The organism is Ruegeria sp. R13_0 (assembly GCF_017743995.1).
In the GTDB taxonomy this organism is placed as follows: domain Bacteria; phylum Pseudomonadota; class Alphaproteobacteria; order Rhodobacterales; family Rhodobacteraceae; genus Ruegeria.
On sequence record NZ_JAGHRB010000012.1, the window covers coordinates 54,350 to 69,320 of the forward strand.

14 protein-coding genes are annotated in these 14,971 nt (G+C 59.4%); 11 read left to right on the plus strand and 3 right to left on the minus strand.

Translation table 11 applies throughout. The features are described 5' to 3' along the window. Positions 1-160 precede the first annotated feature (160 nt). From J7394_RS16355 to J7394_RS16365, 3 genes are all read left to right on the plus strand, one after another. Positions 161-1,693: an acyl-CoA carboxylase subunit beta gene (locus tag J7394_RS16355; protein ID WP_209254517.1), complete on the plus strand. Its 1,533-nt coding sequence runs from the start codon at positions 161-163 to the stop codon at positions 1,691-1,693. A 215-nt stretch (positions 1,694-1,908) separates the two neighbouring features. Next, positions 1,909-2,286, plus strand: coding sequence for a DUF6497 family protein (locus J7394_RS16360; protein WP_247748266.1), 378 nt, complete (start codon positions 1,909-1,911; stop codon positions 2,284-2,286). Between the two features lie 130 nt (positions 2,287-2,416). After that, positions 2,417-2,767 (plus strand): hypothetical protein, encoded by a 351-nt coding sequence (locus J7394_RS16365; RefSeq protein ID WP_170378032.1) that lies wholly within the window; start codon positions 2,417-2,419, stop codon positions 2,765-2,767. An 81-nt stretch (positions 2,768-2,848) separates the two neighbouring features. Here J7394_RS16365 and J7394_RS16370 read toward each other — a convergent pair whose 3' ends face one another. Further along, positions 2,849-4,021, minus strand: coding sequence for a DcaP family trimeric outer membrane transporter (locus J7394_RS16370; RefSeq protein WP_209254521.1), 1,173 nt, complete (start codon positions 4,019-4,021; stop codon positions 2,849-2,851). Between the two features lie 650 nt (positions 4,022-4,671). Here J7394_RS16370 and J7394_RS16375 point away from each other — a divergent pair. After that, positions 4,672-4,875, plus strand: a complete 204-nt coding sequence (locus J7394_RS16375) for a hypothetical protein (RefSeq protein ID WP_209254523.1) — start codon at positions 4,672-4,674, stop codon at positions 4,873-4,875. 116 nt (positions 4,876-4,991) lie between these two features. After that, complete coding sequence (locus tag J7394_RS16380) at positions 4,992-7,037, plus strand: acetyl/propionyl/methylcrotonyl-CoA carboxylase subunit alpha (RefSeq protein ID WP_209254525.1); 2,046 nt, start codon at positions 4,992-4,994, stop codon at positions 7,035-7,037. A gap of 76 nt (positions 7,038-7,113) precedes the next feature. Here the strand turns inward: J7394_RS16380 and J7394_RS16385 are convergent, their stop codons facing one another. Further along, complete coding sequence (locus J7394_RS16385) at positions 7,114-7,560, minus strand: DUF4174 domain-containing protein (RefSeq protein ID WP_170378042.1); 447 nt, start codon at positions 7,558-7,560, stop codon at positions 7,114-7,116. Positions 7,561-7,725: 165 nt separating this feature from the next. On the opposite strand from J7394_RS16385, the gene scpA reads away from it, so the two are divergent. The 6 genes from scpA (at position 7,726) to J7394_RS16415 (ending at position 13,312) form a co-directional block, all read left to right on the plus strand. Beyond that, positions 7,726-9,852, plus strand: a complete 2,127-nt coding sequence (scpA, locus tag J7394_RS16390) for a methylmalonyl-CoA mutase (protein WP_209254527.1) — start codon at positions 7,726-7,728, stop codon at positions 9,850-9,852. Between the two features lie 238 nt (positions 9,853-10,090). Beyond that, positions 10,091-10,693 carry a VOC family protein gene (locus tag J7394_RS16395; protein ID WP_209254529.1) on the plus strand — a complete coding sequence of 201 codons (603 nt, stop codon included), beginning with the start codon at positions 10,091-10,093 and terminating at the stop codon, positions 10,691-10,693. Then, positions 10,690-11,214 (plus strand): GNAT family N-acetyltransferase, encoded by a 525-nt coding sequence (locus J7394_RS16400; RefSeq protein WP_209254532.1) that lies wholly within the window; start codon positions 10,690-10,692, stop codon positions 11,212-11,214. The genes J7394_RS16395 and J7394_RS16400 overlap by 4 nt, the downstream gene beginning before the upstream one ends. A 9-nt stretch (positions 11,215-11,223) precedes the next feature. Further along, positions 11,224-11,904, plus strand: a complete 681-nt coding sequence (locus J7394_RS16405; protein ID WP_209254534.1) for a molecular chaperone DjiA — start codon at positions 11,224-11,226, stop codon at positions 11,902-11,904. Between the two features lie 3 nt (positions 11,905-11,907). Continuing rightward, positions 11,908-12,900, plus strand: a complete 993-nt coding sequence (locus J7394_RS16410; protein WP_209254536.1) for an endonuclease/exonuclease/phosphatase family protein — start codon at positions 11,908-11,910, stop codon at positions 12,898-12,900. A 37-nt stretch (positions 12,901-12,937) separates the two neighbouring features. Beyond that, positions 12,938-13,312 carry a hypothetical protein gene (locus J7394_RS16415; RefSeq protein WP_209254538.1) on the plus strand — a complete coding sequence of 125 codons (375 nt, stop codon included), beginning with the start codon at positions 12,938-12,940 and terminating at the stop codon, positions 13,310-13,312. Positions 13,313-13,420: 108 nt separating this feature from the next. On the opposite strand, the gene J7394_RS16420 is transcribed toward J7394_RS16415, so the two are convergent. Next, on the minus strand, positions 13,421-14,965 hold the full coding sequence (locus tag J7394_RS16420; protein WP_209254540.1) for a Ppx/GppA family phosphatase: 1,545 nt from the start codon (positions 14,963-14,965) through the stop codon (positions 13,421-13,423). Positions 14,966-14,971: the final 6 nt, after the last annotated feature.

Consider the following 14,971-nt stretch of genomic DNA (forward strand, 5'->3'; position numbering starts at 1 on the left):
AGTAGGCAAAGGCCAGACGCTTGATGCAACTGGTTAAAATTCGCAAATTTACAGTTTGAGCAAATAAGATTTACAAAACTTTGCAAATTTGCCGAATATTTCTTTGGCTGAAGGATCGCTCGCTGTAGGGTCCGGTCAGATTTCACAGGGGACTATCGCCATGAAAGACATCCTTTCCGAGCTTGAAGAACGCCGCAGCGCGGCCCGTCTGGGTGGTGGGCAAAAACGGATCGACGCGCAGCATGGGCGGGGCAAACTGACCGCGCGCGAGCGGGTCGAGTTGCTGCTGGACGAAGGCAGTTTTGAAGAATTCGACATGTTTGTCAGCCACCGTTGCACCGAATTCGGGATGGAAAAACAGCAGCCTGCCGGGGACGGTGTGGTGACGGGCTGGGGCACGATCAATGGCCGCATGGTCTATGTGTTCAGCCAGGATTTCACCGTGTTTGGAGGCTCTCTGTCCGAAACGCACGCGCAGAAGATCTGCAAGATCATGGATATGGCCGTGCAGAATGGTGCGCCGATCATCGGGATCAACGATTCGGGCGGCGCGCGAATCCAGGAAGGCGTCGCCTCGCTTGCTGGTTATGCCGAAGTGTTTCAGCGCAACGTCACCGCATCAGGCGTGGTGCCTCAGATCAGCGTGATCATGGGCCCCTGTGCGGGTGGCGCGGTGTACAGCCCGGCGATGACCGACTTTATCTTCATGGTGAAGGACTCGTCCTATATGTTCGTCACCGGTCCGGACGTGGTGAAGACCGTCACGAATGAGGTCGTCACAGCTGAGGAACTGGGTGGGGCTTCTACGCATACCAAGAAGTCCTCGGTCGCGGATGGCGCTTTTGAAAACGATGTCGAAGCTTTGGCCGAGGTGCGCCGACTGGTCGACTTCCTGCCGCTCAACAACCAGGAAAAACCTCCGGTTCGGCCTTTCTTTGACGATCCCAACCGTGTCGAAACCTCATTGGATACATTGGTTCCGGACAATCCAAACACTCCGTATGACATGAAGGAACTGATAACGAAGATCGCGGATGAAGGCGATTTCTACGAGATTCAGGAAGACTTCGCCAAGAACATCGTCACCGGCTTCATCCGTCTTGAAGGTCAGACTGTTGGTGTCGTGGCCAACCAGCCCATGGTTCTGGCCGGATGTCTGGATATCGATAGCTCTCGCAAGGCGGCGCGGTTCGTGCGCTTCTGCGACTGTTTTGAGATCCCGATTTTGACGCTGGTGGATGTGCCCGGCTTCCTGCCCGGGACGCAGCAAGAATATAGCGGCGTGATCAAGCATGGTGCCAAGCTGCTTTATGCATACGGTGAGGCGACTGTGCCGAAAGTTACGGTTATCACCCGTAAGGCTTACGGTGGTGCTTATGTTGTTATGGCCTCGAAACATCTGCGTGGCGATTTCAACTATGCGTGGCCTACGGCCGAGATCGCGGTGATGGGTGCGAAAGGCGCGACCGAGATCATTCACCGTGCTGACCTCGGCGATGCTGAGAAGACCGCGCAGCATGTTGCCGACTACGAAGACCGTTTCGCCAACCCATTCGTGGCGGCTGAACGCGGCTTTGTGGATGAGGTGATCATGCCGCAATCAACGCGCCGTCGTGTCTCACGGGCCTTTGCCAGCTTGCGCGGCAAGCAGTTGAAAAACCCGTGGAAAAAGCACGACAACATCCCTCTCTGAGCGTGCGGGGTGGGGCGACCCACCCCCGACCCGCTGAAAAATTGCGGTACTCCGCCGCAATTTGCCCGAATTCAAGGCAGAATTGACAAAGAGCGAAAAATCGTCGAATGATCCGATCCATCAGACATAGAACCGCGCGGGCACATAGCACTGCGCGCGCGATCCCGGAAGGAGGAGCCTGCCTTTGGCGGGTCCGGGATCGCGCCTTAGGTCTGATGATCAGCATCTTGTCACTGCCAAGCATTACTATTGCCGAGGCGTCTCTGCCCGTACCCTCGGGCCAACCCGTGCATCTGAGCGACGTTCTGTTGGACAACAACCCCGGTGAGCTGTGGCTGCGGTTCCGGTTCATCGCCCCGAAGATCGGCGCGACGGTGGGGCGGATTGGCTATGACGTGGCCTCGAACGATATGGAGCATCTGTGCCAGACGCTGGCGGTCGCTTATGTCGCCCAGCATGATTTGGATCCGGCCTTGGTGGTGATTTCCCTGTCCGACCGTCCGATCCAGTTCGGCGATGCCGCCCCCGATGCAACTCAGTTTTTCGAAGCCTACCGGCTGGAGCAGTCCCGGTGTATCTGGGAGGGGCTCTGACCATGATCTGTCGTCATGAATTCAGAGTGTCTCAGACAACGGATGCGGCTTTGGAGGTGCGCGCTATGACTTTTACCCCTTACGGGTGCGAATTGTTGTTCCCGATGACAGCAGTTAACGAGGTGCCAGGATGTTGAAACATCGGGGCTTTCCGGGCCGTCTGCCGGGTACGGATTTTCAATTCACCATCCGCCGTGCCAACCCCAAGGGCGTGACGCCGATCACCCGGCGAGAGCGGTTCCGTGACCGCAAACCTGCGGACCGTCGCGCAGATGTCGCCTTTATGGAGGCGCTTTGGCAAAATTTCGGGGATCAGCCCTTTGAGCGCGGCAATCTGGATGCAGGACGTCTGAGCTGGCTATTTGAGCGTGAGGTCGTGCCAGCCGAAGATCCGTTCGACCCGGCGAGCTACGACGCGTTGTTGGTTATTGATCTGGACGCCGCACGTGCGTCTTTTCCCGAAATCTTCGGAGCGGGCTGAGCGGTGATCCACCCTGTGCCTCATATCCTTGCCCGCATGGGTAAAACCCTGCCCGAAGACGGGCAGGGCGGATATGTGGCGTCAGAAGTTCAGCTGTGCTGCAAGTTGAACGCGGTTGCCGTCGAAGGTGTCACCGGTCGTGGCATCGTTCCGCTCTCCATAGATGTACTCGGCGCTCAGCGTCAGGCTGTCGGTCGCCTGATAGAACGCGTTGACGTGGATCGTCTCCAACTCGGTGAAATTGAGGGCTCCAGTGCCGTCCGAGAAGCTGTTGGTCGCCAGATCATAGTCCTCTTTACCGTAGGCGATGCCGACATTCCATTTCTCACCCAAATCCTGGCGGAACTCGATCGTGTAGCCGTCGACGTCATTGGCCTCACCGTTGACGATGGCGTTGCCAAGACCGATCAGGTAAGGGCCAATCGCCTGACCAGTCACGTAATTGACCTGGAACAGACCGCCCTCCCATGGGCGAACCGATCCCGACAGGGTCACGCCCCACTGGTCTACTTCGGTAGCGCCATCGCTGGATTCGGCTTTGCCGTAGAGGCCCGATATGCGCGCGACGTATGTACCGTCGTTATATTCGGCCGCCGCGGTCAGAACCGGGTCGTTCGAGTTCGAGCCGCTGACGTTTTCCTCAAGCGAAACGCTGAACTCAGTGTTTGCGCCGAAGCTGTTGGTATAGCGGATCTGCGGTTGACGGGCGAAGGCGATGCCGACCGGGCCGTTGAATTCAACCGATGTGGGGTAGGTGTCGAGTGGCTGGAAGTTGGTCCAGTACTGACCGATCAGCCAATTGTCACCGATGGTGATGTTGGCGTGGCGCAAGCGCAGCTCGGCTGCGTCGTCGGACGCGAACAGGTCGAGTTCCAACTGACCGCCGATATCACCCAGCGCGCTGGGCGTGCTGGTGCGCAGCCCGATGCGCGACTGGCGTACGGTGCTGCCGAAGGTGCCGCTCGTTGCGGTCGACGGCTCGCCGATGACGTTCACGAACGCGGTGTCGCCCTGGTCGAAGTCGAAGTCATAGAAGAAGTCGGCCTTGATGTAGCCGTAGACGTCCAGACTGGTATTCCCAATGCGAAAATCGCCATTGGCGGGACCGGCGCTGGAGGCCTCGAGCGCTTCGACCCGAGCGCGCAGAGCGTCAAGCTCGGCCTGGGTCTGGGCGTCCTGAGCAAAGGCAAGCGTGCTGGTCACACTAAACGCAGTGGCAGCAAGCAGGATTGCCTTTTTTCTCTTTGTAAACATGTGGGTGTTTCCTTGTATGCGAGTGTGCGTGGCCAAAGTTCCACGCGCCCGGCGATCAGGGAAATCACGAAAAAGGGACGGGAAACGCGCTTTTGCTCAAGCATTTGTGCGAAAAATCCGGCTGTGGTTCACGGCTGGGTGAACAGATCGGTCAACCCTCAGCATATGTTCGAAAAAATTCTGCGAGCGGGTGTGATTGCCCGTGATGTTGCGGGTGCAGCAATCAGTGCGGCAGCAGGGAAATGTAACGAAACTGTGACGATTTTGGTGGGTCCCGCCCCGCAAAGCCGTGCGGGTCTTGTCGGCATGAATTTGCGCGGAGTTTTGCCTGTTGGGCAGATTCTGGCCGGAATCTTGGGTGGAAACAATACTTTGTTTGCAGACGGGATTGTGCAGTGCATCTTGACCCAGCCGTGCGGCTCTACTTTGCCTGCGTCGCACATGCACCTACTATTCCGTACCCCTTCCTTGCGCGGGCAGGCTTGTGTTCCCCACATCGTCCTGTCCGCGTTTTTCTTTGCACAAAAAACTGGCCTGAATGGGCATAAACCTGCGCAAAATGCAGATTTTACCCCGTTGTTATTGAATAACGGTGCTGAGTTCCTGCATCTGCCTCTAAGAGCAATACAAAAAACCACGAGGCAGACATCATGCGTATCTCAAAACTGTTCCTTGCACTGGCAACCTGTGCAGGCCTCGCGGCCTGCGGAGATACTCTCGGCGAACAGGCCATCCTGGGCGGCGGCGCGGGCGCTGTCGGGGCAGCCGTTCTCAGTGCCGATCCGTTGGTCGGTGCGGCCGTCGGGGCCGCAGGCAACGTGCTGTACTGTAAGACGCAGAACACCTGTAACTAACGCGAATTTTCGGGGCGCAAGCCGCCCCGTCCGTCGTCACGCTTTGCGCCGACGTGGGGAAGCCCTCCCTGCGGCGGCTCTTTGCGTTTCCAGAACACCAAGCCAAAGGACGTTCCATGTTCAATAAGATCCTGATCGCCAACCGGGGCGAGATCGCCTGCCGGGTTATCAAGACCGCCCGTAAAATGGGTATCGGCACCGTCGCCATCTATTCGGACGCGGACAAGAACGCTCTGCACGTGTCGATGGCGGATGAGGCTGTCCATATCGGCCCGCCGCCTGCCAACCAGTCGTATATCGTGATCGACAAGGTCATGGATGCCATCCGGCAGAGTGGCGCACAGGCTGTCCACCCCGGCTATGGCTTCCTGTCTGAGAACGCCAAATTCGCCGAGGCGCTGGACGCTGAAGGCGTGGCCTTTGTCGGCCCCCCAGTCGGCGCGATTGAAAGCATGGGGGACAAGATCACCTCGAAAAAGATCGCGAAGGAGGCCGGTGTTTCCACGGTTCCCGGCTATATGGGCTTGATCGAAGACGCCGACGAGGCGGTCAAAATCTCGAACGACATCGGCTACCCCGTCATGATCAAGGCCAGCGCCGGGGGCGGCGGCAAGGGCATGCGGATCGCGTGGAATGACGAAGAGGCCCGCGAGGGGTTTCAGTCCTCGAAGAACGAGGCTGCGAACTCGTTCGGTGACGACCGGATCTTTATCGAGAAATTCGTGACCCAACCGCGCCACATCGAAATTCAGGTTCTGTGCGACAGCCATGGCAACGGCATCTATCTGGGTGAACGGGAATGCTCGATCCAGCGTCGCAACCAGAAAGTCGTGGAAGAGGCTCCGTCGCCCTTTCTGGATTCCGAGACCCGCAAAGCCATGGGCGAACAGGCCGTCGCACTGGCCAAGGCCGTGGGCTATTCCAGCGCGGGTACGGTGGAATTCATTGTCGATGGCGAAAAGAACTTCTACTTCCTTGAGATGAACACCCGTCTTCAGGTGGAACACCCGGTGACCGAACTGATCACCGGTGTCGATCTGGTGGAACAGATGATCCGCGTTGCGAATGGCGAAAAGCTGACCATCACGCAGGATGACGTAACGCTGACGGGCTGGGCGATCGAGAACCGTTTGTACGCCGAAGATCCCTATCGCAACTTCCTGCCCTCGATCGGCCGTTTGACCCGCTATCGCCCGCCGCAGGAAACCGCTGCCGGTCCGATGCTGGTCAATGGCAAATGGCAAGGCGACGCGCCCGAGGGTGAGGCTGCTGTGCGCAATGATACCGGCGTCTATGAGGGCGGCGAGATCAGCATGTACTACGACCCGATGATCGCCAAGCTTTGCACATGGGCCCCAACCCGCGAAGCCGCGATTGAGGCGATGCGCGTGGCGCTGGACAGTTTCGAGGTTGAGGGGATTGGCCACAACCTGCCGTTCCTGTCGGCGGTGATGGATCACCCGAAATTCGTCAGCGGTGACATGACCACCGCCTTTATCGCTGAAGAATACCCGGACGGGTTCGAAGGCGTGACGCTGCCCGAAGACGACCTGCGCCGGATCGCGGCCTCATGCGCGGCGATGCACCGGGTGGGTGAGATTCGCCGGACGCGAGTTTCGGGCCGGATGGACAACCACGAACGCAAGGTCGGCAAGCGCTGGGTCGTTTCGCTGGAGGGTCATGATTTTGCCGTTCAGGTCAACGCAGACAAGGAAGGCGCGACCGTTAAGTTCGAGGACGGCTCGACCGTTCGCGTCGCATCAGACTGGACACCGGGCGACCAGCTGGCGGTGCTGGATGTAGATGGAAGCCCTCTGGTTCTGAAAGTTGGCAAGGTTTCGGGCGGGTTCCGCATTCGCAACCGGGGTGCCGATCTGAAGGTCCATGTGCGCCGTCCGCGTCAGGCCGAGCTGGCCAAGCTGATGCCGGAAAAACTGCCGCCGGATACGTCGAAAATGCTGCTCTGCCCGATGCCGGGTCTGGTCGTGAAGATCGACGTGGAAGTCGGTCAGGAGGTCCAGGAAGGTCAGGCGCTGTGCACCATCGAGGCGATGAAGATGGAAAACATCCTGCGCGCCGAGAAGAAGGGCACCGTTGCCAAGATCAACGCAGGTCCGGGCGACAGCCTTGCCGTAGACGAAGTGATCATCGAGTTCGAATGATCATGACCGCGCTTTTGGCATATCTTCAGGTCTCACCGGCGTTCTGCGCCTGTGGCTTGAGGCGTGGCAAAAGCGTTCAGCCACCCTCGCGCCGTTCGCGGATTTCGCGTTCGCGCAGGGGGGTTTTGTCGATCGAGCGGCCGATCTCGCGCACGCTCCACGGGGACGGTTTGCGCAGTTTGACCACGCCGTCCTTGTCGACAAAAACCATCTGGAACCCGCGCGGGCGCAGCTTGGACCGGATCGCGGATCGTGCGGACGGATCGGTATCCGTTAGCACCACGACATCCCGATCCCGCATCGCGTCCTCACCTTCCAGCAACATGTCGATCTGCTGCTGGAACCGGGGATCGGCGGGCGTGTCGGCGAAGACGACAATGGGCCGGTGGGTCCACATGAAATCGCTCAACTCACTGTCGCCAACAGGGCGAACATATTCATCATCAGCAGGTGCTGTTCCGTCGGCGGCCATGGCAGCCAGCGGGATAAGTGCCGAGAAAACAAGGGCAAGCGTTTTGTTCATGGGGCCTCCTGTCCCGTTGAATATAGCCTCTGCGCGCGCGAATGCGACCGGCGATTTGCACAAGACGCTCAATTTGTCGCGCGTGGGCCATGCCCGGCATCTGCTGAACCACGATACGCACGGATTGCAGGCTGCTGCAGGCCGAACTGACAAGAGGACACCTCGATGACCGATAAGAATGACTGGCGCGCGCTGGCCGAGAAAGAATTGCGCGGACGGCCACTGGACGATCTGACCAAGGAAACGCTGGAGGGCATCAGCGTCAAACCGCTTTATACGCAGGACGACACCGCAGATTTGCCGCATATGGGCTCTCTGCCGGGGTTTGGCCCGTTCACGCGCGGTGTGAAGGCGACGATGTATGCCGGGCGTCCGTGGACCATTCGCCAATATGCCGGGTTCTCTACCGCCGAGGAATCAAACGCCTTTTACCGGCGCAATCTGGCTGCGGGTCAGCAGGGTGTCTCCGTCGCGTTCGATCTGGCGACGCACCGCGGTTATGACAGCGACCACCCGCGTGTTGTCGGCGATGTCGGCAAGGCCGGTGTGGCGATTGACAGCGTTGAGGATATGAAAATCCTGTTTGACGGCATCCCGCTCGACAAAGTCTCGGTCTCGATGACCATGAACGGCGCGGTGATCCCGGTTCTGGCCAGCTTCATCGTTGCGGGCGAAGAGCAAGGGCACGACAAATCGGTCCTGTCCGGCACCATTCAGAATGACATTCTGAAAGAGTTCATGGTGCGCAACACCTATATCTACCCGCCTGAGCCGTCGATGAAGATCATCTCGGACATTATCGAGTACACGTCGAACGAGATGCCCAAGTTCAATTCGATCTCGATCTCGGGCTATCACATGCAAGAGGCTGGCGCGAACCTTGTGCAGGAGCTGGCCTATACCATCGCGGACGGGCGCGAATATGTGCGGGCTGCGCTGGATGCGGGCATGGATGTGGACAAGTTCGCAGGTCGTTTGTCGTTCTTCTTCGCCATCGGCATGAATTTCTTCATGGAGATTGCGAAACTGCGCGCCGCACGGACCCTATGGCATCGCGTGATGACCGAGTTCGGGGCGAAGTCTGAACGCTCCAAGATGCTGCGGACACACTGCCAGACCTCGGGCGTGTCGCTGCAGGAGCAGGACCCCTATAACAATGTGATCCGCACCGCCTATGAGGCGATGAGCGCGGTTCTGGGCGGCACCCAGTCGCTGCACACCAACGCTCTGGACGAGGCGATTGCCCTGCCCACCGATTTCTCGGCCCGCATTGCGCGGAACACGCAGTTGGTCTTGCAGGAAGAGACGGGTGTGACCGATGTGGTCGATCCGCTGGCGGGCTCTTACTACGTGGAAAGCCTGACCAATGATCTGATCGAGAAAGCCTGGGCCCTGATGGAAGAGGTCGAGGAGATGGGCGGCATGACCAAAGCCGTCGCCTCGGGCATGCCCAAGCTGCGGATCGAGGAAAGCGCCGCGCGGCGTCAGGCGATGATCGACCGGGGCGATGAGGTGATCGTTGGGGTCAACAAATACCGCAAGGAACAGGAAGACCCGATCGACATTCTGGACGTCGACAACGTGGCCGTGCGCGAATCTCAGGTCGCGCGGCTGGAAGAGATCCGCGCCACCCGCGACGAGGCCGCCTGTCAGGCCGCGTTGGACGCGCTGACCAAGGCCGCACAAGAAGGCGGAAACCTGCTGGCTGCTGCGGTTGAGGCCGCCCGCGCCCGCGCATCGGTAGGAGAGATCAGTATGGCAATGGAGAAAGAGTTCGGCCGCCACCGCGCCGAGGTGAAGACCCTGGCGGGCGTTTATGGCGCGGCCTACGAGGGTGACGAGGGCTTTGCCGCCATCCAGAAATCCATTGAAGATTTTGCCGAGATCGAGGGACGTCGCCCCCGTCTGTTGGTGGTCAAGATGGGGCAGGATGGTCATGATCGGGGTGCCAAGGTAATCGCGACGGCCTTTGCCGATATCGGGTTTGACGTGGACGTTGGCCCTCTGTTCCAGACCCCGGCCGAGGCCGCGCAGGATGCCGTGGACAATGACGTGCATGTGGTGGGTATCTCGTCTCAGGCGGCAGGCCACAAGACGCTGGCACCGCAGCTTGTTGAGGAACTCAAGAAAGCCGGGGCTGAGGACATCATCGTAATTTGCGGTGGCGTGATCCCGCAGCAGGATTATCAGTTTCTGTATGACAACGGGGTCAAGGCGATCTTTGGGCCGGGGACGAATATTCCCGATGCCGCACAGGACATCTTGCGCCTGATCCGCGACGCGCGGGACTGAGGCGGGGCAGGGGGGCTGTCTGCCCCCTCTTTGCCTGACGGCAAATTCACCCCCGAAGGTATTTTCAAACAGAAGAAGGGCGCGGGTTTGGCTTGCGCCCTTTTGTTGTGTGCTTAAAGCGTTTTGCGTTTTACTTGGGATAAAAGCATCGAAATGCGCGTTCGACCGGAGGGAGAGGCAGCGTATTTTGATTCAAAACAAACGGAAAGCGATCTAGGGTGTCATCGTGGAGGGCGCGATGGAGTTGGATCATATTGCGGTGGCGGGTGCCACGTTGGAAGAGGCCACGGCGCATGTGGAAGATGCGCTGGGTGTCAGTCTTCAGGCCGGTGGCAAGCATGAGGCATTCGGCACGCATAATCGGCTGCTTGGCCTGAAGGATGGGCTGTATCTGGAGGCGATTGCCATCGACCCGGATGCGCCTCGGCCGGACAGGGCGCGATGGTTCGATCTGGACCGGTTCGAGGGTGCGCCACGTTTGACCAACTGGATTTGCCGCGTACCCGATATTGAGGCCTCACTTTCCGTGTTTCCCGATGGTGTTGGGACGCCGATTGATTTGGCCAGAGGGGCCTTGCGGTGGCGGATGGCAGTTCCGCCAAATGGGCGTTTGCCTTTTGACAACTTGTTTCCGGCGCTGATCCAGTGGCAGGGGGATCTTCACCCCGCGCGTATGTTGGAGGATCATGGGTGCCGCCTGAAACGTCTGATTGTCTATCACCCGGATGCGTTGCTCTTGGCAGAGCAGCTGGGTCCGCTTGATCCGGTTGTTTTTGACACAGGACCGGCGTCAATGCAGGCCGAGATCGAAACGCCTCATGGGGTACGTATTTTGCGATGAGGGTCCGTCAGGCCCAACCAGCGGATGCAGCAGAGATTGCTTTGATCACCAACGCGATTATTCGCGACACATTGGTGACCTTCACGACCGACGAACGCAGCGCAGAGTCGATTGCCAATGATATCCGGGCGAGGGGCGCAGCGTTTCTTGTGGCTGAGGATCAGGGCCAGGTCATTGGTTTCGCAACCTATGCCCCGTTCCGATCCGGGCCGGGCTATGCCAAGAGCCGCGAGCATTCGATCCAGCTGGCAGACTATTCGCGGGGCCGTGGCGTTGGGCGCGCCCTTATGGAGCAGTTGCAGCAAGTGGCCCGCAGCGAAGGGGTGCATGTTCTGGTCGCCGGGATTTCTTCGGCCAATCCGGGGGCGATCGCCTTTCATTCAACGCTGGGGTTTTCGGAGGTGGGGCACATGCCCGAGGTTGGGCACAAATGGGGTCAGTATCTGGACCTTGTGCTGATGCAGAAAATTCTTTCTCCCGAAGGATCTATCGCACCTGACAGTCCTGCAATGGGACGCTAGTGTACGCCCATGTCGATCTGGACCCGCATATCCGACGCGCTGAGCGCTCTTGCCCAAGGTGAGAGCCTGACGGCTGTTTTCGAAAAACTGCGCTCGCCACCCGAACGCTCGGTCGCGTTCACCATTGCGGTGATCGCGCTGGGGGCCAAGATGGCCAAGGCCGATGGGCAGGTGACGCGGGATGAGGTGACGGCCTTCCGCGACGTGTTCCAGATTGCGCGCGAAGATGAAGAGGGCGCGGCCCGTGTCTTCAACATGGCCCGCACGGACGTGGCGGGCTATCAGGACTATGCCCGCAAGATCGCTCGGATGTTCTCGGAGGACAGCACCACCCTGTGCGACCTGATGGAGGGGCTGTTCCATATCGCCATGGCCGACGGGTTCTATCACCCGAACGAGAACGAGTTTCTGGAAGAGGTCAGCCAAATCTTCGGGCAGACGGATGCGCAGTTTCTGGCCCTGCGTGCGCGGTTTGTGCCGGATGCGCCGAATGACCCCTACGTGGTTCTTGGGGTCTCGCGCGATATGCCCGTTGCCGAGATCAGGAAGGTCTGGCGCAAGCTCGTGCGGGAAACCCACCCCGATGCGATGATGTCGCGTGGTGTCCCGGAAGAGGCGATCCGCCTGGCCGAAAAGAAGATGATCGACATCAACCGCGCCTGGGATGAGATCAACGGCGCGACGGTTTAGGCGATGCGTCTGGCGACCTACAATATCGAATGGTTTGCCAACCTGTTTGATCGCAATGACAGACTGATCGTCGATGACAGCTGGTCGGGTCGGCATGACGTGACTAAGGCTCAGCAGGTCGAAGCCATCGCCAAAGTCCTCACCGCGATTGACGCGGATGCGGTTCTGGTCGTCGAAGCGCCGAATACGGGCAAGCGGCAGAACACGGTGCGCGCCTTGCAGGCGTTTGCCGAGGTTTTTGACCTGCGCACCTCGCAGGCGATCATGGGATTTCCCAATGATACGCATCAGGAACTGGCGCTTCTCTACGACCCGGAGGTTCTGTCGGTTCGCCATGACCCAAGGGCGGCAGATGACGCCCCGCGTTTTGACTCGGAATTTCGTATAGATCTGGACGTGGATGCGACGCAGGACGTGGTGCAGTTTTCCAAGCCACCTATGGAGCTGTCGGTCCAGACCAAAGCGGGGTTTCAGTTTCGCCTGATCGGCGCGCATCTGAAATCCAAAGCTCCGCATGGGGCGGGGTCACGGGATGAGGCGATCCGTATCTCGATCGCCAACCGCCGCAAGCAGTTGGCTCAGGCGATCTGGTTGTCCCGTCGGGTCGCGCATCACTTGGCTGAGGATGATCCAGTGATTCTGTTGGGTGACTTAAATGACGGCCCCGGTCTGGATGAGTTTGAACATCTGTTCGGGCGCTCCTCGGTCGAGATTGTGCTTCAAGCCGGTCTGTTCGACCCGCATGCGGTGACAGCGCACGGGCCGCACCCCGGTTCGGTGTCCTCGACCGCACGGTTTGCGCGACCCGAGAACGGCACGTTCCTTGAGGCGTTGCTGGACTACATCATGATCAGCTCGGATTTGCAGTCCAGGCGACCTGTCTGGCGCATTTGGCATCCGTTTCGGGATGCGGCCTGCTGGGCCAAACCTGACCTGCGCGAGGCCCTTTTGACCGCATCAGATCACTTCCCTGTCACGCTGGATTTTGAGCTGTGACCTTTCAACCGGGCGCGGAAAGGCTTACATTGAGCATATGAAACATATTCTGATGATCGGCGCGATGACAGCCGCTTTTGCGCTGCCTGCAACGGCCGAGGAAGAAGATACCCCAACGCTGATGGAGCAGGGGGCAGAGTTGTTTTTCGAGGGCCTGCGACGCGAGATGGAGCCGGCTTTGGATGAATTGCTTGGCCTTGCCGATCAGTTCGGCCCGGCGATGCAGTCTTTCATGCAGGAAATGGGGCCTGCGTTAGCAGAACTCGCATCCGAGGTGAAGGATTGGAGCGTCTACGAGATGCCCGAAATCCTGCCCAATGGCGATATCATCATCCGCAAGAAACAGACCGAAGATGCGCCTGAAATACCCGAATCTCTGCCAGAGGCCCCGGACGGCGCCACGGACATCTAAAGCGTTTCGAGTTTTCGTTAAAGCGCCTGCATCGCTTTTCGCGTTCGACCGAAGGGAGAGGCAGTGAAAAAGCGATCCAACATAAACCCGAAACGCTATAGGGGCAGCTCAGCCCTTGATGACCACACGCACCTCGGATTTCAGGGCATTTGCCAGTGAATTCAGGCGGGACTCGGCCACTTCGTTGAAAAGGGGCCGTACGGATTCGGGCAGCACCAGATCAAGTTCGCGCTTTTTGGGATAGAAGCGCAGCTTGCCCACATGCGCGTCGCTGTCCATGCACAACATGGCCCCGAACCGCATCGCCTTGCCCAGAATCTCGGCCTGTTTTTGGCTTTTTTCATCCAGCAACTCGTAGAGAGGCGCAAAACGGTTGCCCTCGCGCTTGTTGCGATAGCGATGTTGCAGCGCAAGGCCGATGAAAACGCGTTCGGAGTGTTTCAGCCCCCCGAGATTGGCGCGGGTGACGTAGTCGAAACAGACTTCGGCCCGGTAATCAGGATGCGCGCGCCAGCTGACATCATGCAAAAGGCAGGCGGCCTTGATCAGACGGACCTGCGTCGCAGGTGCAGATTTGAACAGAGGCATCACAAAATCGAACAGCGTGCGGCCCATGCCCGGCAGGCGGGCATCCTTCGCCTCGGAAAAACGACTGGCCTCGACCAAGGGGTCGCGGTCGCGCTGTTCCTGCGACATCTGCTCGTACAGCAGGCCTTCGCGGATACCATAGCTCGAGATCGCGATATCCTTGGGTTTGAACGTGCGGATCAGCCGCGCAAGCACGTCCATCGCATAAGGGATCAGCGCCATGCGAGAGCTTGAAACTCCGGCCTGACTGCGCAGTTTGTCATGATCGTTCGCATCGATGAACTTGATCGTTTCGCGCACTTGCTTGGTGGTCATGCGGTATTCGTGCAGGACGTTCAGCGGATAGCCCCGCCGCAGCATGTCCAGTCGTGCAAAGGCACGCCAGCTACCGCCCACCAGAAACAGCCGGTCGCGCTGCTGGCCCATCTGACTGTGCAGCTCTTCCATGGTGGATTTGATATGGGCCTTGCGCGCGCGGCGCCCGCCCTTGATATCGCGCAGCTTCAGCGGACCAAGGGCCGAGGTCACGCGGCGACCCACATCGCCGCCTCCGATCTCGGCCAGTTCCATGGACGAGCCGCCTATGTCGCAGATCAGGCCATACGCTCCGGGCCAGCCCAGCATAACACCCTGGGCCGACAGGCGTGCCTCTTCCTGACCGTCGATCACAGCCACATGCAGCCCGGTTTTGGATTTCACGTCCTGACAGAATTCGGGCCCGTCTTTCGCCTCACGTACGGCGGCGGTGGCTACGACATGCAGCCCCGGCAGGCCGAGGTCCTCTGCGATCCGCTGAAAGCGCTGCAGGGCGGCCATCGCCCTCTCACGCCCTCGGGGATTCAGGTGGCCGGTCTCGGACAGGCCCGCGCCCAGCTCGCACATAACCTTTTCGTTGTAGAAATAGGCTGGTGACCGCGCCGCGCCATCAAAGACCACCATCCGGACCGAGTTCGACCCGACATCGACCACGCCCACCCGGGACAGCGCCCTTGTGCCGGGGTCGTCGAACAGAGGTCTTCCGAAAGGCCCCCAATCAGGAATGTCGGTTTCGACGGTCTGGTCCATGTCTTA

Excerpts from the sequence above, each read along its gene's own strand:
- scpA (WP_209254527.1), top strand. The coding sequence starts at position 7,726 with ATGACCGATAAGAATGACTGGCGCGCGCTGGCCGAGAAAGAATTGCGC.
- J7394_RS16360 (WP_247748266.1), top strand. The coding sequence starts at position 1,909 with ATGATCAGCATCTTGTCACTGCCAAGCATTACTATTGCCGAGGCGTCT.
- J7394_RS16380 (WP_209254525.1), top strand. The coding sequence starts at position 4,992 with ATGTTCAATAAGATCCTGATCGCCAACCGGGGCGAGATCGCCTGCCGG.
- J7394_RS16420 (WP_209254540.1), bottom strand. The coding sequence starts at position 14,965 with ATGGACCAGACCGTCGAAACCGACATTCCTGATTGGGGGCCTTTCGGA.
- J7394_RS16405 (WP_209254534.1), top strand. The coding sequence starts at position 11,224 with ATGTCGATCTGGACCCGCATATCCGACGCGCTGAGCGCTCTTGCCCAA.
- J7394_RS16410 (WP_209254536.1), top strand. The coding sequence starts at position 11,908 with ATGCGTCTGGCGACCTACAATATCGAATGGTTTGCCAACCTGTTTGAT.
- J7394_RS16355 (WP_209254517.1), top strand. The coding sequence starts at position 161 with ATGAAAGACATCCTTTCCGAGCTTGAAGAACGCCGCAGCGCGGCCCGT.
- J7394_RS16385 (WP_170378042.1), bottom strand. The coding sequence starts at position 7,560 with ATGAACAAAACGCTTGCCCTTGTTTTCTCGGCACTTATCCCGCTGGCT.
- J7394_RS16395 (WP_209254529.1), top strand. The coding sequence starts at position 10,091 with ATGGAGTTGGATCATATTGCGGTGGCGGGTGCCACGTTGGAAGAGGCC.
- J7394_RS16370 (WP_209254521.1), bottom strand. The coding sequence starts at position 4,021 with ATGTTTACAAAGAGAAAAAAGGCAATCCTGCTTGCTGCCACTGCGTTT.
- J7394_RS16375 (WP_209254523.1), top strand. The coding sequence starts at position 4,672 with ATGCGTATCTCAAAACTGTTCCTTGCACTGGCAACCTGTGCAGGCCTC.
- J7394_RS16400 (WP_209254532.1), top strand. The coding sequence starts at position 10,690 with ATGAGGGTCCGTCAGGCCCAACCAGCGGATGCAGCAGAGATTGCTTTG.
- J7394_RS16415 (WP_209254538.1), top strand. The coding sequence starts at position 12,938 with ATGAAACATATTCTGATGATCGGCGCGATGACAGCCGCTTTTGCGCTG.
- J7394_RS16365 (WP_170378032.1), top strand. The coding sequence starts at position 2,417 with ATGTTGAAACATCGGGGCTTTCCGGGCCGTCTGCCGGGTACGGATTTT.